15 protein-coding genes and 4 pseudogenes are annotated in these 19,979 nt (G+C 36.0%); 17 read left to right on the top strand and 2 right to left on the bottom strand.

Annotated features, from left to right (window positions below):
• Window positions 1-2 precede the first annotated feature (2 nt).
• From DRF63_RS08695 to DRF63_RS08685, 3 genes are read left to right on the top strand one after another with little or no spacing between them, the layout of a single operon-like run.
• Window positions 3-3,746 (top strand): CDP-glycerol glycerophosphotransferase family protein, encoded by a 3,744-nt coding sequence (locus DRF63_RS08695; RefSeq protein WP_005598921.1) that lies wholly within the window; start codon window positions 3-5, stop codon window positions 3,744-3,746.
• Between the two features lie 35 nt (window positions 3,747-3,781).
• Window positions 3,782-5,002 carry a hypothetical protein gene (locus DRF63_RS08690; protein ID WP_005598919.1) on the top strand — a complete coding sequence of 407 codons (1,221 nt, stop codon included), beginning with the start codon at window positions 3,782-3,784 and terminating at the stop codon, window positions 5,000-5,002.
• Window positions 5,003-5,052: 50 nt separating this feature from the next.
• Window positions 5,053-6,096: an acyltransferase gene (locus DRF63_RS08685; protein ID WP_005598918.1), complete on the top strand. Its 1,044-nt coding sequence runs from the start codon at window positions 5,053-5,055 to the stop codon at window positions 6,094-6,096.
• A gap of 236 nt (window positions 6,097-6,332) precedes the next feature.
• Here the strand turns inward: DRF63_RS08685 and DRF63_RS08680 are convergent, their stop codons facing one another.
• Window positions 6,333-6,512, bottom strand: a complete 180-nt coding sequence (locus DRF63_RS08680) for a hypothetical protein (protein WP_039195556.1) — start codon at window positions 6,510-6,512, stop codon at window positions 6,333-6,335.
• A gap of 641 nt (window positions 6,513-7,153) precedes the next feature.
• Between DRF63_RS08680 and lptM the strand changes: the two genes are divergently transcribed.
• The 3 genes and pseudogenes from lptM to DRF63_RS08665 all read left to right on the top strand — a co-directional run.
• Window positions 7,154-7,267, top strand: a complete 114-nt coding sequence (gene lptM, locus DRF63_RS08675) for an LPS translocon maturation chaperone LptM (RefSeq protein ID WP_039709326.1) — start codon at window positions 7,154-7,156, stop codon at window positions 7,265-7,267.
• A gap of 65 nt (window positions 7,268-7,332) precedes the next feature.
• Window positions 7,333-7,733 (top strand): annotated as a pseudogene (locus DRF63_RS08670) (diaminopimelate decarboxylase family protein); the annotation flags it as partial.
• Window positions 7,700-7,972: pseudogene (locus tag DRF63_RS08665) on the top strand (NAD(P)H-binding protein); the annotation flags it as partial. The pseudogenes DRF63_RS08670 and DRF63_RS08665, both read left to right, overlap by 34 nt.
• Before the next feature lie 43 nt (window positions 7,973-8,015).
• Here DRF63_RS08665 and DRF63_RS08660 read toward each other — a convergent pair.
• Entirely contained in the window at window positions 8,016-8,558 is a 543-nt protein-coding gene (locus DRF63_RS08660; protein ID WP_005598914.1) for an RBBP9/YdeN family alpha/beta hydrolase, read from the bottom strand.
• A gap of 229 nt (window positions 8,559-8,787) precedes the next feature.
• Between DRF63_RS08660 and yiaK the strand changes: the two genes are divergently transcribed.
• From yiaK to DRF63_RS08605, 11 genes and pseudogenes are all read left to right on the top strand, one after another.
• Entirely contained in the window at window positions 8,788-9,786 is a 999-nt protein-coding gene (gene yiaK, locus DRF63_RS08655; RefSeq protein ID WP_005598913.1) for a 3-dehydro-L-gulonate 2-dehydrogenase, read from the top strand.
• Between the two features lie 70 nt (window positions 9,787-9,856).
• Window positions 9,857-10,201, top strand: a pseudogene (locus DRF63_RS08645) (LysO family transporter); the annotation flags it as partial.
• 280 nt (window positions 10,202-10,481) lie between these two features.
• Window positions 10,482-11,222: an energy transducer TonB gene (locus DRF63_RS08640; protein WP_005598910.1), complete on the top strand. Its 741-nt coding sequence runs from the start codon at window positions 10,482-10,484 to the stop codon at window positions 11,220-11,222.
• Window positions 11,223-11,243: 21 nt separating this feature from the next.
• Window positions 11,244-11,912, top strand: coding sequence for a MotA/TolQ/ExbB proton channel family protein (locus tag DRF63_RS08635; protein ID WP_005598908.1), 669 nt, complete (start codon window positions 11,244-11,246; stop codon window positions 11,910-11,912).
• Window positions 11,912-12,322 (top strand): ExbD/TolR family protein, encoded by a 411-nt coding sequence (locus DRF63_RS08630; RefSeq protein ID WP_005598906.1) that lies wholly within the window; start codon window positions 11,912-11,914, stop codon window positions 12,320-12,322. The genes DRF63_RS08635 and DRF63_RS08630 overlap by 1 nt, the downstream gene beginning before the upstream one ends.
• A gap of 27 nt (window positions 12,323-12,349) precedes the next feature.
• Window positions 12,350-14,131, top strand: a complete 1,782-nt coding sequence (locus tag DRF63_RS08625) for a transferrin-binding protein-like solute binding protein (protein ID WP_005598902.1) — start codon at window positions 12,350-12,352, stop codon at window positions 14,129-14,131.
• A gap of 13 nt (window positions 14,132-14,144) precedes the next feature.
• On the top strand, window positions 14,145-16,940 hold the full coding sequence (locus DRF63_RS08620) for a lactoferrin/transferrin family TonB-dependent receptor (RefSeq protein WP_005598899.1): 2,796 nt from the start codon (window positions 14,145-14,147) through the stop codon (window positions 16,938-16,940).
• Window positions 16,941-17,104: 164 nt separating this feature from the next.
• Window positions 17,105-17,179: a hypothetical protein gene (locus DRF63_RS11460; protein WP_414973569.1), complete on the top strand. Its 75-nt coding sequence runs from the start codon at window positions 17,105-17,107 to the stop codon at window positions 17,177-17,179.
• 254 nt (window positions 17,180-17,433) lie between these two features.
• Window positions 17,434-17,616, top strand: coding sequence for a hypothetical protein (locus DRF63_RS08615; protein ID WP_005598897.1), 183 nt, complete (start codon window positions 17,434-17,436; stop codon window positions 17,614-17,616).
• A 398-nt stretch (window positions 17,617-18,014) separates the two neighbouring features.
• Window positions 18,015-18,365, top strand: a pseudogene (locus DRF63_RS08610) (SMP-30/gluconolactonase/LRE family protein); the annotation flags it as partial.
• 83 nt (window positions 18,366-18,448) lie between these two features.
• A complete protein-coding gene (locus DRF63_RS08605) occupies window positions 18,449-19,906 on the top strand; it encodes an FGGY-family carbohydrate kinase (protein WP_043991901.1) in 1,458 nt (485 codons plus the stop codon).
• Window positions 19,907-19,979: the final 73 nt, after the last annotated feature.

The following is a 19,979-nucleotide window of genomic DNA, read 5'->3' as shown; positions in this document are numbered from 1 at the left end:
TAATGAATAAAGTAAAACGTAAATTTAGAAAATTACTGCGTGATCCTAAGTTGTTTTTTAGTGATATGTATTTCAAACATTCTATAAAAATAAAAAAACATTTACCTGTTAAATATGAAGGAAAACATCAATTTACGATTGTTTCCGCTGTATATAATGTAGAAAAATATCTTGATGATTTCTTTGATAGTATCGTTAAACAAAATTTATCATTTAAAAAACACATACAGATTATCTTAGTTGATGACGGCTCAAAAGATTCATCAGCAAACATCATCAAAAAATGGCAAAAAAAATATCCAAATAATATCCACTATTATTATAAAGAAAATGGTGGGCAAGCCTCTGCTCGTAATTTAGGACTAAAATACGTACAAACAGAATGGGTTACCTTTATTGATCCAGATGATTTTCTTAGCCTAAATTATTTCTTAGAAGTAGATAAAAAGTTATCAGAACATAAAAATATTGCAATGATTGTATGTAATCTATTATTTTTTATGGAAAAGAAAGAAATTATTACTGATAAACATCCTTTAAAATTTAGATTTGAAAAAGATGTTAATTGTTTATCAATTAAAGATCTTAATAATAATTTAAACTTATCTGTAGCAACAAGTTTCTTTAGAACCTCTGTAATACAAGGTAATCAACTATTATTTGATAATAGAGTAAAACCAAATTTTGAAGATGGTAAATTTATTTCTGATTATTTATTCGAATTACAACACTATAATGCTTTATTTTTAAAGAAACCTGTCTATTTTTATCGAAAACGTGAAGATGGTACTTCAACTTTAGATACTTCTTGGCAAAAGCCTGAGAAATATAAAAACGTACTAGAGTATGGTTTTATTCCAATGTTACAGAAATACCATAACAAACTATCATATGTTCCTAATAACATTCAAAAAACGGCTCTTTATGATATGTATTGGTATATTCAATATCTATTAAATAGACCAGAAAAAATAAGATTCCTATCTGAAAAAGATCAAGCTAAATTTTATCAACTCTATGATAAAGTATTCGAATATATTGATGTAGAAAATATTATGCAATTTAATATTGCAGGAGCTTGGTTCTTTCATAAAGTAGGTATGATTGGAGCATTTAAAAATCAAAGACCTCCTTTTCAAATTGCATATATAGAAAATATTGACCGTGAGAAAAAGCAAATTCTTATTAGTTACTTTACTTATTTTGATGATTGTAATTCCTTTAGGTTAAATGGTAGAGATACATTACCTGTTTACCAAAAAACAGTAACAAATACTTTTAATGAGAAATTATTTACCTATGAAAAAAGAAGCTGGATTCCTTTTGAAAAAGAGGATGATATTTTAACTATTTCTTTAAATGGTCTAATGATGAGAATATCTGTTAAAGGTACTCTTTTCAGTAAAGGTATTTCTATTAATAAAATCTTATCAGCATTTACACCGCAAGCTAAATATTTAACCGATGGCAGTTGGCTTTTAATGGATAGAGAAACAAAAGCAGATGATAATGCTGAACATTTCTACCGTTATATGCAGACTCATCATCCTGAGCAAAGATGTTACTTTGTTTTGAATAAGAGCTCAATTGACTGGCAAAGATTGAAAAAAGATAAATTTAATTTAGTTGAATTTGGCTCTATTGAATATGAAAGACGATTAGAAAAAGCAAGTAAAATTATTAGTAGCCATTTAGAGGCTCATATTAATAATTATTTTGGCGACAATTATGATTTTAGTAAAAAATTTATATTTTTACAGCATGGTATAACTAAAGATGATTTATCTCAATGGTTCAATACTAAAAAGAATTTATCTGGAGTAATTACGGCGACTATTCCTGAATATAACTCAATAGTAGAAGAACTAAATAAATATAAAATTGGTAAAAAGGAAACATTTTTAACAGGATTTCCTCGCCATGATAAATTACTATCTGGAAATATAAAAGGAGCTAAGACAATTCTCATCGTACCTACATGGCGACATTATATTATGGGGACTCAAATTGGAAAAGGAGCCAATACACGCGAGCTAAATAAAGCCTTTATGACAACAAATTATGCTAAAGCTTGGTATAATTTATTACATAGTCAGGAATTAAAAAATTTAATTAAAAATTTAGGATATAAAGTTATTTTTGCACCACACCCTAATATTGAACCATATTTAAATGAGTTTAACATCCCCCAATATATTGATGTGTGGAAAAGTGCAATATCAAGAGAAAGTATGCAAAGTTTATTCCAACAATCAAATCTATTGATTACGGACTATTCATCTATTGCATTTGAAATGGCATTTCTAGGAAAACAAACAATCTATTACCAATTTGATAAAGAGGAATTTAGATCTGGAATTCATACATATCAACAAGGATACTTTGAATACGAGAAAGATGGATTTGGTCCTGTAGCTGAAACATTAGATGATTTATTTATTCACCTAGATAAATTCGTAAACGGTGAAAATGATTACATAAATATTTATCAATCTCGTATACAAAAAACATTTAAATATCGGGATACGAATAATTGCCAACGTGTTTATGAAGCTATTATTAACTTAGATATGCCGGATAAAGATATTAATAAAAATATTATCTTAAATGCTTTAGAATCTGCTTACAAAGCTCAAGACTGGAATTTAGTTATCTCTCGTGCTGAAGCTTTATTAGCAGAAATACCTAATCATTCATTTGCTAAGAGTGTGTTATTTGAAGCAGTGATAGCTTCAAACAATAAAGAGAAAATGCAAGTACTACTAGCTTCTCCTTTATTAAATCAACAAGAAAAAGCAGTCCTACAAGCCACTATATGTTCTCAAAAATTAGCATGGCAAGATGTGTTAAATCATTTAAAAGGAATCATACTTTCAAATGAACAATTACTAGTATTATCATTAAAAGCTAATGCCTATTTACATAATGCAAAAGGTACTCAAAAAACAGCAAATAAGTTATCAAAAATTATTGATAAAAATAAAAAGTACCTTTTCAAAGCTTGGGTTGCTTTTGCAAACCAAGATTGGATTAGCGTAATCTCATTACTTGAAAGTAAGCTCTCTGAGTTAAGTAAAAAAGACTTAGATTTATATTTGCCTGAGCTATTGCTTGCTCGAGCTTACTGTCAATTAAATGACTTTACCTCCTCACATAATTGTTTAGTTGCATTTGAGAGACACTCTGCTGCATTTCCATTGTCTCGAATCGAAATAGCACACCTAGCATATGCAAGACGAAATTATACAAAATGTATTGATCAACTTAATAAATGCTTTGCTAAAGAACTTGACAATCTACCTGCAGAGAGTTTAGAGGAATATGCTCTTTCCTTACTTAAAGGAAATAACACTAAGGAATTTGAAAAATTAGTAGAAAGTTCTCTAAGTGAGAAGTTTAAAGATCGAACTTTCTTTAAAAAAGAATATGTTTCCTTTCTTGTTAAAAATCAGTTATGGAAAAAATTAGTTAAATATGCTAGCAATTGGGCATTACAAGATAAAGAAAAATTCAATTATCCATTAATGCTTGCTCATTATAGATTAGGAGATATTGCATATGTTTATCAGAATCATATAAAACCGACTGAAGAACATCCCTATGAATATTGGGAATTAATTGCTGAAACAGCCCTATTATATGAAGATATTGATCTATCTAAATATTGTTATAGAGGAATAATTTCTATCTTCCCTAACAAAAATAAGCAACAAAATCTTTCTATCTTTTTTGAAAAATTCATCTAAATATATAGCCCCTCAAGGGGCTTTTAAGGACATTTATGCTAAAAGAGCAAACATATAAAGCAAGTAATGGTGTTTCTATTATTTACAAGGAAAAGAAAAATAAATTCGATTTTAAACATCTAATTTTTGTTTTTTCAGGATTTTTAAATAGTACACCTGGAAATTATGATTTTGGAAATGCCTTAAACGATTGTCCCGCAAATGTAATTTGGATTAATGATAACTTCGAAGGAATGTATTCTTATTATTTATGTGTTAATATGCTTTTTTCCGTAGAAGATGCCGTTACGGAATTTATTTATCATAAAGTAAATGAATTAGGATTAACTTTCGATAATATAACTGTTACAGGGTTTTCAAAGGGAGGATCTGCAGCTCTATATTATGGGCTGAAATTGCCTGTAGCCAATATCGTTGCAACTGTACCTCAAACAAAAATAGGTAGTTATGTAGTTAAGCATTGGAAACACGTAGCAGAACACATGATGGGAAAAATTACACCAACAAGAGTTTCTCATTTAGATAAATTAATTACTCAAAAGTTAAAACAAGATAAAAAATTAGATCGAAACATTTACTTATTAACATCAGAATCAGACATTCAATTTCCAACTGAAATTGTAACTATTCTTAATGACTTAAGAAAATACAGTAACTTTAATTTATTAAAAACATTTTCTTGTTTTGCAAGAGAGCATAATCAAATTAAATCTCATCATACAGCATTATTATTAGGAATTTATTATTCCTTAGCCTCTGAAGCTACTCCTAGATTTAATAACGGCGAAGTCAATTTCTTTGGTATTCAACCTCTCCCTCCAAAAGAAATAACTGGAGAGCCATTTATCGATCTACGTAAGGCAGAAATTAAAGATAATTTGCTATTTGTTGATGGAGTTGCAATCTTAAGAGGTTATGATTTGGTAGAATATTCTGATGTGGAATATCAGTTAATTTTTAAATCAGAAAGGAATAATATTGTTAAAAACTTGGCTAAGACACATAAACCGCAATTAACAAGAGAGCTGTTTGATGGAGAAAATCTAGTTATTTATGATAAGGGTTGGTTTACCACATATCAATATAAAGGTATTGATATTTCTGATATTCCTCCAGGTAAATATAGTGTATATATTAACATTAACTTATCGGATAAATCAGCTTGCTTGCCACTGACAACAAAGTTAAATAAGATCATGACGAATAACAAATGTACATTACATGTAGTAAATAACATTGTTTATTTTGAAAAATAACAATAAAGCTAGGCTAACCTTAGTCTAGCTTTTATTTTACGGAGAATATAATGAATATTAAAGAAATATATAAAAAGATAAAGAATGAATTACCAGTTGAGTATGATATAAAAATATATCAAGAACAATCCATTTATTGGGAGAAAATAATCAACTCACCTCATTCAAAAGATAAATATAACCTAGCAATAAGTTTAAATATTAAAGACAAAATAATTTATTTATATAGACGAGATAAAGAAGAATTAAAAGACATAAATGAAATAATACCTAACTTTAGACTGTCAGAAAGAAATAATGTATTCTTCCATAATATAGAAAACTATTCCTTAAATGAATCATGTGAGATATTCTATATTTTAGTTAAAAATGCCGAAGATTACCTAAAAAATATCCTAATACAAAATACAAAACAAAAGAACGTTATTTCAGGAGACTATTATGATGATATGGATAATAAAATTTCAGCACCTATAGGGTTAGTCAACGTACATTTCCAATTTTTAGGATCAAACAATAAAATTCTTATTTCCCCAAAAGCAAATTTAAAAAATACATTTATAGAATGCCGAGGTAATAATAATACTATTATAATTGATGAGAATGTAAGAATGGTAGGGCATTGGCGGTTAGGTTTTGGCTGCACCTTAAAAATTGGTAAGAACTCTAGTAGCACAAATCCTGTTTATATTACTGTTGCAGAAAATACTCAACTAACTATAGGTGAAGACTGTATGTTTGCAACAAATAATCAAATTCGTACTGATGATGCTCATCCAATTTACGATGTAAACACAGGCAAACGAGTTAATATGTCTAAAGATATTCAAATAGGCGACCATGTTTGGATTGGATATGGAGCAACAATTTTATCTGGCTCGGCAATAGGCTCCGGCTCAGTTATCGGAGCAGGCTCAATTGTACGAAACAAGTTTCCTAATAATTGTGTTATAGCGGGTACCCCCGCAAAAGTGGTAAAAAAAGATATTTTTTGGGAAAGACCATTACTCTTGAATATGAGCGAAGAGGTTGTGTATTCCGAAGAAGAAAGAAGACAGAAAAACTACTGTAAAAATACTATGGAAACAGAGTAATAGGTTATATTTTTAATTATTATACATCATGAGTTAATTTTTATAACTCATGATCTCCTTAAAGTGAGTTATTATGAATAATCAATTTATCCCGACAGATGTGACTAAGATATCTTATGAAAAAATAAGCGGCTTACTACAAGCTAGAAAAATCAATGTTTATCATCCTATTCAAGCACCTCAGACAATAATAGACCGCTTATTTTATTCATACTCTTATATAAAATTAGGGTTTATTATGGGCGTAACCACATACAATCATAAGGATATGCGGTATAGCAATATTGATATAATCCGAGAAAGTGGAAGCCTGTTTTTCTCCACTTACCTGCTTCTGCATTTGCAGCAGTAGCAGAGAAAAAGACTGAACACGCAGCAATTGCGATAAGTGCTTTTGATAAAAATGTTTTCTTCATAAAATGCTCCTTAATGTAGCAATACAACAATGACTAAAATGCACACAACTTTAGATTAAGTAATATGCAACTTCATTTTATTATTAATTTGTATAATTGAAATTAGACCACATTATTACTATTTTTAATGAACAAAGAATAAGAAATTATGTCTAAATTGTCTGTTTAAAATAAGCCTTTTATATTTAATCTTATTTAAAATCCATTCAATATTTATATACTCCACTCAATTTAACATTATCTTAATCAAATTTATTTTTTCGTTTTTTAGACATTAAGCTGTTATTTTCTTCGTTATTTAATTCTGCCAAATCTCCCCTATCCCCTCTTTACTAAAGAGGGGGATTTCCTTTAGATATTAACAAGCTATGATCTTTCGAATAGCTTTGGTCTCTCAATAGATTCAGGTGAATGATCGATATATAAGGAAAATAAAAACATTCGTCGAAGACGAGCGCCATCGTAAAGAAATTTGGAGCCACAGCATGGCTCACTCAGCCGTAGGCTGATCGTAACCACGTACGGCTTGCCGTGCGTGGCTGTTGGGTGATTATTTAAAAACAGGCGAAACGGCTTTTTTACTTTTTCATTACCGCAATTTGTTTTAGAATCAACGGACGATTTACTCTCAAGGATTTATGATGAAAAAATTACTTTTGGCGGTGTTAATCGCATCGTTCGGGTTGGCTGCCTGCGGTGTAAAAGGCCCGCTCTATTTTCCCGAGCAGCAACCGGCTCAACAACAAACAAAATAATTGCTAACCACGGTAATTCAAAATCTACGTATAACAAGCGGTCGGATTTATCCGATTTTTTGTAAATACAAGTCATCAATCAATACGGTACACCGGCTTATATCTATTCTCGTGCTACGCTTGAGCGTCATTGGCACGCCTCGGTTCGGGCTTTGATATTGTGTCGCAAGGCGAACTTGAACGTGTACTTGCCGCCGGCGGCGAGCCGAGCAAAGTGGTATTTTCCGGTGTGGCAAAATCACATAGCGAAATTCAACGTGCATTGGAAGTCGGCATTCGTTGTTTTAATATCGAATCCATCGCCGAGTTACACCGCATTAATGAAGTTGCCGGTCAATTAGGTAAAATCGCACCGATTTCATTGCGTGTAAATCCGGATGTGGATGCACATACTCACCCTTATATTTCCACCGGTTTAAAAGAAAATAAATTTGGGGTAAGCGTAACGAACGAGGGAAACAAGTACTGGGAGAAGCGTTACGAGAAAAAACACAGGCGGAAAACCTACTGCGTGAAAGTGCGCTAAATTGGACGATTCTCCGCCCGTGCGGGCTGAATACGGACGAAGGCGAAACCTTTCGTTTAATTGAAAATGCGGCTGAACTGCCCGGCAGTTATATGAGCCGTAAAGCATTAGCCAATGCGGTCTTGTCCATACTTAACAGTGAAAACACAAACTATAAAATCTTCTCAGTCTGTGCCTAACTTCACAATCCCTTTCACTTTGGCACAAGCCATCCGCTTGTGCCTATTTCAAAATTTGTTTTAACAGTTCCAATAAAACCGGTAATTCCGTTACTCCCTCTCGATCGATAAAATGCCCGCCCGTTGCCAAGCGAATATAATCCGCTTGTAAGTATTGCGCTAATCGATCGCTGAACGAATGGGGAACGACAACATCATTTAATGCAGATATGACGTAAGACTTTTGCGGTAAACAAGCGGTCTGATTTGCATAAAAATCTGCAAAGCTATCTAATTCCGGCAAAGTTGGTAATTTCTCATAAAAGCCGGAAACAAAAATTGCCGTTTTTACTTTTTGCTGCGTTACCGCAAGATAATTCAGTAACGCAATGCAGCCCAAACTATGTCCGATGAGTAAGGTATTTTCATCTAATTGAAGTGTATTTTGGTGATGTTCCAGCCATGCTTGCGGATTCGGCTGATCGGAATTCGGCATCGCTAAACATTCACATTCCCATCCTAATTTTTCCAATTCGTTTTTAAGCCACGGAAACCAATTTCTTGTCGGGTTCGCCGTATAACCGTGCGTTACATATACTTTTTTCATTCTTTCCTCTGCTTTATTTTTATTTCGAAAACGTTTGCTTCACGGTTAATTTAGCCTAAAAAATCAGCCTTGAAAAGTGAGATCTCCGTCACAAATTGACAAAAATTTTTATAACTTATTGATTATAAAAAACTTTTATTTTATGGGTTTAGTTGACTTCATTTCTAACTAAGCGCAACTTATGAAATATCATTTTACTATTTGAAACGAGATAAAGTAGAGGTGTCCAATGAGAGTTTCTTATCAAGATTTAAAAGCACAGTTTAAACGCGTTTTACTTTCCCGTAATGTGCGTGAAGAAATTGCTGAAGAGTGTGCAACCGTATTTGCTGATACGACTCAAGCCGGTGCTTATTCTCACGGGGTAAACCGTTTCCCGCGTTTTATTCAGCAGCTAGAAAATGGCGACATTGTGCCTGAAGCAGTACCAACTAAAGTGCTTTCATTGGGCGCAATCGAACAATGGGACGCTCATCAAGCCATCGGTAACCTCACTGCGAAAAAAATGATGGACAGAGCGATGGAACTCGCTTCACAAAACGGTATCGGTGTGGTGGCGTTGCGTAATGCAAACCACTGGATGCGTGGTGGTTCTTACGGCTGGCAAGCAGCGGAAAAAGGCTATATCGGTATCTGTTGGACAAACGCTTTAGCCGTTATGCCACCTTGGGGGGAGAAAGAGTACCGTATCGGAACTAACCCGTTAATTGTTGCAGTGCCAACTACGCCAATTACCATGGTCGATATGTCTTGCTCAATGTACTCCTACGGAATGCTCGAAGTGCACCGCTTAGCCGGTCGCCAAACCTTTGTTGATGCGGGTTTTGATGATGACGGTAACCCAACTCGTGATCCGGCAACCGTGGAGAAAAACCGCCGCTTAATGCCAATGGGCTTCTGGAAAGGTTCGGGCTTATCGATTGTGTTAGATATGATCGCAACCCTGCTTTCTAACGGTGAATCCACTGCTGCGGTTACCGAAGATAAAGATGACGAATACTGCGTTTCCCAGGTGTTTATTGCAATTGAAGTCGATAGACTGATTGACGGCAAAACCAAAGACGAAAAACTTAACCGTATTATGGATTACGTTCGCACCGCAGAGCGTGCAGACCCAGAAGTGGCTGTACGTTTACCGGGTCACGAATTTACCCAAATTCTGGCGGATAACAAAGCAAATGGTATTCCGGTAGATGACACCGTATGGGCGAAATTACAGTCGCTATAATTTAGGACAGAGGCGGAGCCTCTGAGGAATGCGTAAACCCCACATGGCTCGTATGGGGGACAACGTTTGTGCTTGTGTATTAGATTTGTCGATAATTAAAACCTTTGCCTCTGGCTTTGGTTGGTACTCTCTTTCAAGCGTATTAGTTTATGATGCCTGAGGACCAATGTACGGCAGCATTGCATTTTTTAACGAACTGTCTCGTGAAATTTTCTGTTTATTTGCCATCCCATTTTTTATGCGCTACTTTCCATCGACCGCTGTTGGACTCGGTGGCGCAACCGCATTAGATGCAACGTTGCCGATTATCCAAAAGTCAGGTAGTATTCAAGTTGTGCCATTAGCCATCAGCTTTGGCTTTATCATCAACTTAGTCGTGCCAATTTTATTAGCATTTTTTATTGGATTAACATAACAAATACGCTCAAGCGATCTGTTTTTGTGGAAATTTTACAAAAACAGACTGTTTATTGAATCTTACGCTAACGTAATTAGATCATAAAACCCTAACTAACCTAACTGATACTCTTCGCTATAGCCATTAATCACACAGCTCACAGTACCTCAAATCTAGCCCGAACAAACATTATTTACATAAAAAGTAAAAAACATTTGCAAATCTTACAATTTTCAATTTAAAATAAACGATAATGATTTTCATTAACTTAAGATGCAAGTAAAAATAAAATAGAGATATGAAAAGAAGTTTTTATCATTTTTTTATCATCTTGGCTGTAAGTCTGATCCATCTAGGAGTAGCATATTCAATCTCACGATTTTCCTGGGACAAAAATCTTGCTCTCTTTGGAGGACTAAAAAATTTACACATGATAGAAGTTAATTTAGGTGTTGAAGAGTCCCTTACGGTAAATACACCCTTAAAACCTAAAATAGCAGAACCACCTGAAGAATTTTTAAATACTACAGTAAAAGATGTGACTCAGTCAAACTTAGCCCCCAAATTAGCAGTTCCTAAAAAAAAGCCTCCCTCAAAGGAAGTAAAAAAAGCGCCTGAAAAGATCATGAAAAAACATGAGACAAAGAAAGATGTTTCTCCAACAAACAAAAGCAGTCGTACTCAGCAGCCGATCCAACAAGGAAATCCAAATGGTATAAATGGAAGCAAATCAACCTATGGAAATGCCAAAGTCGATGCCTCCCTTGGTGCTGGTTATGGCAATGCAATGCGAGGGCGTTGCTCTGATATTTCAGATGAATCTGATGATGTCGGTAGTGTGAAATTGAAAGTTACTATTGGAGCAAACGGCAAAGCAATCAATGTTGAAATTTTATCTTCTTCAGGCATCAAGCGCCTAGATAACCAAGCTAGCAGAATGGCAACAGGACATACGTATCAACCGGCAAAAATTAATGGGAATACTATTGTAGGCAGTGTAACTTTCAATATTCATTTTAAATGTGGTGCAGCAGCCTAAATTATTTGAGGAAATTAATTTATGAATTTAACAGAACTTATCAAACAACAAGATATTGTACTCTCGGTATCTTTCTTCATATTAGTTTTTATGAGTATTTTATCTTGGAGTATTATTTTAATAAGATTAATTAAAATAATCGGAGTAAAGAAAAACAATCAGGTAACATTTAATCGTATTAAATCTGATGAAAATATGAATCAAGCAAAGAAATACACTCAAAATAAGCGGTCTGATATTTCTGAAATTTTGCAAACCGCTTTTAAACAATGCGAACTTTATCAATTAAATGGGAAATATAATTTATCTCATCAACTTCCTTTTAAAGATTTTTTAACCTTACATTTACGAAATGCAATAACACAGTCCCTTCGTAAATATGATGGTGGTTTAGTTGCACTTGCTTCTATTGGTGCGGTTGCACCGTTCATTGGGTTATTTGGAACGGTCTGGGGAATTTTTAATGCACTTATGGACATCAGTCAGCAAGGACAAGTCAGTATCGCAACTGTATCTGCACCTATAGGAGAAGCATTAGTTGCAACAGCAATGGGACTATTTGTCGCAATTCCGGCAGTACTTGCTTATAACTTAATTGCTCGCCTTAACCGTAATCTTTCTCAAGATTTAGATCATTACGCAAACGAGTTATTTATCTATTTATTACATCACTATGGAGAAAATAAATAATGGCATTTGGAAGTTTTGATAAAAATGAAAATTCGGTAATGTCAGAAATTAATGTTACGCCATTAGTTGATGTAATGTTGGTGTTATTAATTGTTTTTATGATCACAATGCCAATATTAACCCAATCTATTCCACTTGAATTACCAACCTCCAGTATTGAGAAAAAAGATGAGCCAAAAGATATCTTCAGAGTGGCGATTAATCCTACGGGCATTTATTTAGGCGAGAAGCTAGTGAATGAAGAAGAATTAAAACAATCTTTTCTGACAAAATTTCAGGAAAATAAAAATACCGTTATTGCTATTTCTGCGGATATTTCCGTGGAATATCAACATATCGTGAAAGTCCTTGAATTAGCTCAAAACGTCGGGCTAACGAAAATAGGCTTTGTGACTCAACCTAGTAAATAAAAGCAGAAATTTTATATTGGAGGCAATATGCATTTTAAACTTAATCCCTATGCGTTAGCGTTTACTTCGCTGTTTCTTGTCGCTTGTTCTGGCGGAAAAGGAAGTTTTGATTTAGAAGATGTCCGGCCAAATCAAACTGCAAAAGCAGAAAAAGCAACAACCTCTTATCAAGATGAGGAAACGAAGAAAAAGACAAAGGAAGAATTAGATAAGTTGATGGAGCCTGCTTTGGGGTATGAAACTCAAATTTTACGGCGAAATAAGGCTCCTAAAACAGAAACAGGAGAGAAAAGGAATGAGAGAGTTGTTGAGTTATCCGAAGATAAAATTACGAAATTATACCAAGAGAGTGTAGAAATAATCCCTCATTTAGATGAGCTAAATGGAAAAACAACGAGCAATGATGTTTATCATTCTCACGATAGTAAAAGGCTTGATAAGAATAGAGATCTCAAATATGTTCGTTCAGGTTATGTTTATGATGGGTCTTTCAATGAAATACGACGAAATGACTCAGGATTCCATGTTTTTAAACAGGGTATAGATGGCTATGTCTATTACCTTGGAGTTACTCCATCAAAAGAGTTACCAAAAGGAAAAGTCATAAGTTATAAAGGTACTTGGGATTTTGTAAGTAACATCAATTTAGATCGTGAAATAGATGGATTCGACACTTCAGGTGATGGTAAAAATGTATCTGCAACATCTATTACAGAAACTGTCAATCGAGATCATAAAGTTGGTGAAAAACTAGGTGATAATGAAGTTAAAGGGGTAGCTCATTCTAGTGAATTTGCAGTAGATTTTGATAACAAAAAATTGACAGGTAGTTTATATCGTAATGGTTATATCAACAGAAATAAAGCGCAAGAAGTAACGAAACGCTATAGCATTGAAGCTGATATTGCAGGCAACCGTTTTAGGGGAAAAGCCAAAGCAGAAAAAGCAGGTGATCCGATCTTTACTGATTCAAATTATCTTGAAGGGGGATTCTATGGTCCTAAAGCTGAAGAAATGGCAGGGAAGTTTTTCACAAATAATAAATCTCTCTTTGCAGTATTTGCAGCTAAAAGTGAAAACGGCGAGACGACCACAGAACGAATCATTGATGCAACTAAAATTGATTTAACCCAATTTAATGCTAAAGAACTCAACAATTTTGGTGATGCCTCTGTTTTAATTATTGATGGACAAAAAATAGATCTAGCAGGTGTCAATTTTAAAAATAGTAAAACGGTTGAAATCAACGGCAAAACAATGGTAGCCGTAGCTTGCTGTAGTAATCTGGAATATATGAAATTTGGTCAATTGTGGCAAAAAGAGGGCAAACAACAAGTTAAAGATAATAGTTTATTCCTACAAGGTGAACGTACTGCAACGGATAAAATGCCCGCAGGAGGTAACTATAAGTATGTTGGAACTTGGGATGCACTCGTATCTAAAGGGACGAACTGGATAGCGGAAGCAGATAATAATCGAGAATCGGGCTATCGCACTGAATTTGATGTTAATTTTAGTGATAAAAAAGTAAACGGTAAGTTATTTGATAAAGGCGGTGTAAATCCTGTATTTACCGTAGATGCGACAATTAATGGTAATGGCTTTATCGGCAGTGCGAAAACCTCTGATAGTGGCTTTGCTTTAGATGCAGGCTCTAGCCAACACGGAAATGCGGTATTTAGTGATATAAAAGTCAATGGTGGCTTCTATGGTCCAACCGCTGGAGAACTTGGCGGACAATTCCATCATAAATCAGACAATGGCAGTGTTGGCGCTGTCTTTGGTGCAAAACGACAAATAGAAAAATAATAAGGAATTTGCTATGAAAAATAAATTAAATCTGATTAGCCTTGCTCTTCTTAGCCTATTTGCCGTACAAAGCTATGCAGAACAAGCGGTACAATTAAATGATGTTTATGTCACAGGTACCAAAAAGAAAGCACATAAAAAAGAGAACGAAGTCACAGGCTTAGGGAAAGTAGTTAAAACACCAGATACTCTTAGTAAGGAGCAAGTGTTAGGAATACGAGATCTGACTCGTTACGACCCCGGTATTTCTGTCGTAGAACAAGGGAGAGGTGCGACTACAGGCTACTCAATTCGCGGGGTAGATCGTAATCGTGTGGGCTTGGCATTAGACGGTTTGCCACAGATTCAATCCTATGTAAGCCAATATTCACGTTCCTCAAGCGGTGCCATTAATGAAATAGAATACGAAAATCTGCGTTCGATCCAAATTAGTAAAGGGGCTAGTTCTTCTGAGTTTGGTAGTGGCTCACTAGGCGGTTCGGTGCAATTCCGTACCAAAGAGGTAAGCGACATTATTAAGCCAGGGCAATCTTGGGGATTAGATACCAAAAGTGCCTACAGTAGCAAAAATCAACAATGGTTAAACTCACTTGCTTTTGCGGGTACTCACAATGGCTTTGATGCTCTTGTGATTTACACTCACCGTGATGGTAAGGAAACGAAAGCTCATAAAGATGCAGAGAGTCGTTCTCAGAATATCACCCGAGTAGGAGTGGAAACCAACGAGCTTGATACCTCAAATAGATATACTGCGACGACGAATAATCAACATACTTATGGCTGGTTTTTGATTAAAGATGAATGTCCAACGTTAGATTGTACGCCGAAACAGATGGCTAGGGTGACAAAAGATACGCCATCTTTCCGTTCTTACCCTGAATATACTCCTGAGGAAAAACAGGCTTATGAGAACCAAAAACATATTACAGAGCGTCTAAATGCTCAGGATTACACTGGTGAATATAGAGCTTTACCTGATCCGCTTAAATATAAATCTGATTCTTGGCTGGTTAAATTAGGATACACATTCTCTCCGAAACATTATGTCGCTGGTACTTATGAACATAGCAAACAGCGTTACGACACCCGAGATATGACCTATACCGCTTATTGGCAACCATCGGATTTACTTAGAACTGGTAGAAATTGGTATCCAATGAATAATGCTAAAGGATTATATCGTGATAATGCTTTAGATGGTGTTGCTATTGACTACTTTACGGAAGATGGTGTGAAATCATCAAAAGGTTTACGTTGGGCAAAAGCTCGTTTTATTGACGAGTGGCACACTCGTGATCGCTTAGGTGCTTTATATCGTTATACCAATCAAGATGGAAATCGTCTGATTGATAGACTATCCTTGAGTTTCGATCAGCAAAAAATTAATTTATCTACCCGCTTGAGAGAGAACAACTGTTCCGAATATCCAACCATAGATAAGAATTGCCGTGCAACTCTTGATAAACTTTGGTCTTCAACTAAAAATGAGCAAAGTTCTTATGAAGAAAAACACGACACTATTCAGCTCTCGTTAGATAAAACCGTACAAACGGGATTGGGTAAACATCAATTAAATATGTTATTAGGTTCAGACCGTTTCAATTCCACCTTAAAACGCCACGAAATTTTGAGTGAATTTTCTGTGGGAACTTGGCATCGTATCAGAGGTAACGGTTATAAAGATACACCTTACATCTATGAGCTAAAAGATCAGGCAATTTATAGTAAAAATGAATGTGATTATAGTGGCACTATTGCAGGTAGGGCTGATTGTGCTACAAGTAAAATCAAAGGGCATAATCACTACATCGCTCTGAGAGATAATTTTGCCATAACCAAGTATTTGGATATTGGTTTGGGTTACCGTTTCGATAAGCATAAATTCCGTAGCACTCATCGCTGGGCAAATCAAGGCGATTATAAAAACAGTGCGTGGAATATTGGCATAGTCGCAAAACCAACGTCATTCCTATCGCTCTCTTATCGAGCATCATCTGGCTTTAGAGTGCCAAGTTTCCAAGAGCTATTTGGCTTACGTTATGATGGTGCAATGAAAGGCTCCAGCGATGCTTACCAAAAAACAGAGAAGTTATCTCCTGAAAAATCCTTAAACCAAGAGGTTGCTGCGACTTTCAAAGGTGATTTTGGTGTCGTTGAAGTCAGTTATTTCAAAAATGACTATAAGCAGTTAATTGCTCCAGCAGAAAGAATGCATCAAACTCAATCAATGATTAACTATTTTAATGTGCAAGATATTAAATTGGACGGCATTAATCTTATTGGTAAGCTAGATTGGAATGGGGTATTTGATAAAATTCCTGAGGGCATTTACACAACATTGGCTTATAGCAAAATGCGAGTAAAAGAGGTGAAAAACTATCAAGGGTATATGAATATTCGTTCTCCATTGTTAGATACCATTCAGCCTGCTCGCTATGTTGTAGGAGTGGGGTACGATCAGCCAGATGAAAAATGGGGCGTGAATCTAACAATGACACACTCCAGTGGAAAAAATCCAAATGAGTTAAGAGGTAATGAACAAGTCGGTTTTGCCAATTATGAGCGAACTGCCACGAAGAAAAGAACACGTTCTTGGCATACCTTTGACTTAACGGGATATATCACCCCTTGGAAACATACAACGGTACGAGCTGGCGTATATAACCTGATGAATTATCGTTACACCACTTGGGAATCCGTACGTCAATCTTCGCTTAATGCAATTCATCAGCATACTAACGTAAAAGACTATGCAAGGTATGCAGCGCCCGGTAGAAATTATGTTGTTTCATTCGAAATGAAATTCTAATTTAGAGTACCTTAGTTTCTAAAAGGCATAGTAGACAAAAGTGTTGTAAAAAGTGAGCTAGAGCCTTATGGCACAAGGCTTTAAGCCCGCTTTTTGAAATATGCACAAAAAACTGTCCTTTTTGCTTTAAGAGCAATATCTAAAAGCATGGAAAGAAAAATAATATTCAGAGATACCTTTGTTCGCCCTGCAATAAAACCTTTTCTTCCACAAAGAAATTAAATCCAATAAATATTTGAATTGATTACACAATAGGAAAACAAACCTATAAACAATTAGCTGAAAAATGTCAATTTTCAATCAGAACTATTCAATGTTATATTAAAAAATCCCCTAAAGCTGAATTTATTCTTTTACAACAAACCTATCTAAAAAGTCGTTTATCACCGTGTCATCAAAACAGAAAAAGACCTCTATTATAAACTCGCATTGAACATACTTCGCGAAAAAGGCTAAGCATTACCCAAATCAATGGATGTCTGTAAAAGAGATAATGTTTAAGGCATTTGAAATTGAAGGGAGAATTGCACATAAATCTCAACATCATTCGATTGCGACTGGCTTTTCACATGCATTAAGACGGTTGCAAGGGAAAGGAATTGTTGAGTGGCAGAAATTGCAAGAAAAACCGTTAGTTAAGGTAATTCAGTGGCGCTTAAAAGAGATTGTTGCGTAGAGCATAGCCACTATTTTTCGGTTTTTAATCGCCATAAAGCCTCTTTATGTGCTTTATCTGATTGTCGTTCTACAATACCTTTCTTGAGTAGCCTATCCATTGCAGCATGAACATTCTTGACATAAGTCCGATTTACTGGGGTATTCGGTTGATTATTTGCAATTAGGATTTCTTTTGTAATGTCGCCAATAACGATTTAGCTCTGTTTTTAGAGTTAAGAGCATCAAAAATTTTACTGCGGTTAAGATTGCATTTTGGGTTTTGTGCAATTGCTACATAATACTGCAATTTTTTGCAAGATCTGACCGCTTGTAATGAAAAATGAAATAATTTCTTCGATTTGGCAGAATCAAAAACGGAGTTCAGTATAAAAAATGAGCAAGAAATTTATCCCCTAAATCTCCGACCCACGTTTTGCAGAGTTGGTCGGCAACACTTTTGAAATCGAAGAACTTTTTGATAAAGCCATCTGGGCAGAAAGCCCAGCTTGGAGCAAGGCTCAACAGGCACTCTATTTCAGCGATGTGAAAGGCTGCACGATGTACCGCTGGACAGCCGAAACCGGCACGCAAATTTTCCGCCAGCCGTCGCACTTTTCCAACGGCAATGCCTTTGATGCCAACGACAACCTGATTACCTGCGAGCACGGTAACCGGCTTAACTCGCCGAATGATGTGGCCGTCAAATCGGACGGCACAATCTGGTTTACCGATCCGCCGTACGGCATTTTGTCCGACAACGAAGGCAAACCATTTCGTCCTACAAGCGGTTATTTTTTCGAAATTTTTTACAAAAACGGACGAACTTCGTCCTCATAATTATGGGAAATAAAATGAACTATACTCTTGGCATTGACTGCGGTGGCACTTTTATTAAAGCCGCACTTTTTGATAATCAAGGCAATATTAAGGCGTTACATCGAGAAAATGTATCGGTAATCAGCGAAACCGCAGGCTATGCTGAGCGTGATATGCAACAACTCTGGCAGGTGTGTGCCGAGGTAGTACGCCAAACCATTGCAAAAAGCGGAGTAAATCCGACCGCTATCAAAGGGGTAGGAATTTCGGCACAAGGTAAAGGCGCGTTTTTACTTGATCAGCAAAACCAACCGCTCGGCAGAGCGATTCTGTCTTCCGATCAACGTTCTCTTGCAATTGTGAAACAGTGGCAGGCGGACGGTATTCCGGAAAAACTTTATCCGATTACCCGCCAGACGTTATGGACCGGACATCCTGTTTCGATTTTACGTTGGGTACAAGACAACGAGCCGGAACGTTATGCGCAAATCGGCTCGGTCCTGATGTCGCACGACTATTTACGATTCTGTCTAACCGGCGAATTATTTGCCGAAGAAACCAATATTTCCGAAAGTAATCTCTACAATATGGCAACCGGCGAATACGACCAGACGCTTGCCGATTTACTCGGTTTACAAAATATTTTAGAAAAGCTACCGCCTGTAATTAAGCCGAATCAAATTGCCGGCTATGTTACCGAAGCGGCAGCCAAACTAACCGGATTAGCGGTGGGAACGCCGGTGGTCGGCGGTTTATTTGATGTAGTTTCCACTGCACGTTGTGCCGACTTAGATGGCGAAAGCAAACTGAATGCGGTATTAGGCACATGGTCGGTTGTCAGCGGCATTACCGACAACATCGACCCGACTCAAACCCTGCCGTTTGTCTATGGTCGTTATACGGATGAAGGCAAATTTATTGTCCACGAGGCCAGCCCGACTTCCGCCGGCAATTTGGAATGGTTTGTGAAGCAATGGAAATTGGATTATGCGGAAATTAATCAACAAGTGGCGAGCTTACCGCCGGCAGCCGGTTCCGTGTTATTTGTGCCGTTTTTATACGGCTCGAATGCCGGCTTAGGTATGCAAGCGGGCTTCTACGGCTTGCAAGCGCATCATAGTCAAGCGCATTTATTACAGGCGATTTATGAAGGCGTGCTGTTTAGCCTTATGCACCACCTCAACCGTATGAAGCAACGTTTCCCGAATGCAAACGTATTACGTGTGACCGGCGGACCGACCAAATCTCCGATTTGGCTACAAATGCTTGCCGATTTAACCGGTATGCAATTGGAAATTCCGCAAGTGGAAGAAACCGGCTGTTTAGGCGCGGCATTAATGGCAATGCAAGGTACCGGCGCAGAGATTTCACAAGTACAAGCACTGAAAACAGAAATGTTAAAAGTACAACCGAATCCGGCAAATTTTGCCGCTTACCAACAAAAATATCAGCGTTATCAACAACTCACCGAAGCGTTAAAAGCGATGCTTTAAGCGTAAAAAAGCGGTCGGAATCTGCAAATTTTTTACAAATTCCGACCTTTTTGCTGAACGGTGTAATAGAAAA

The organism is Actinobacillus pleuropneumoniae (genome assembly GCF_003290385.1).
GTDB classification, from domain to species: domain Bacteria; phylum Pseudomonadota; class Gammaproteobacteria; order Enterobacterales; family Pasteurellaceae; genus Actinobacillus; species Actinobacillus lignieresii.
Note: the sequence above shows the minus strand (reverse complement) of the source record. Positions and strands in the feature narration are given on the sequence as shown.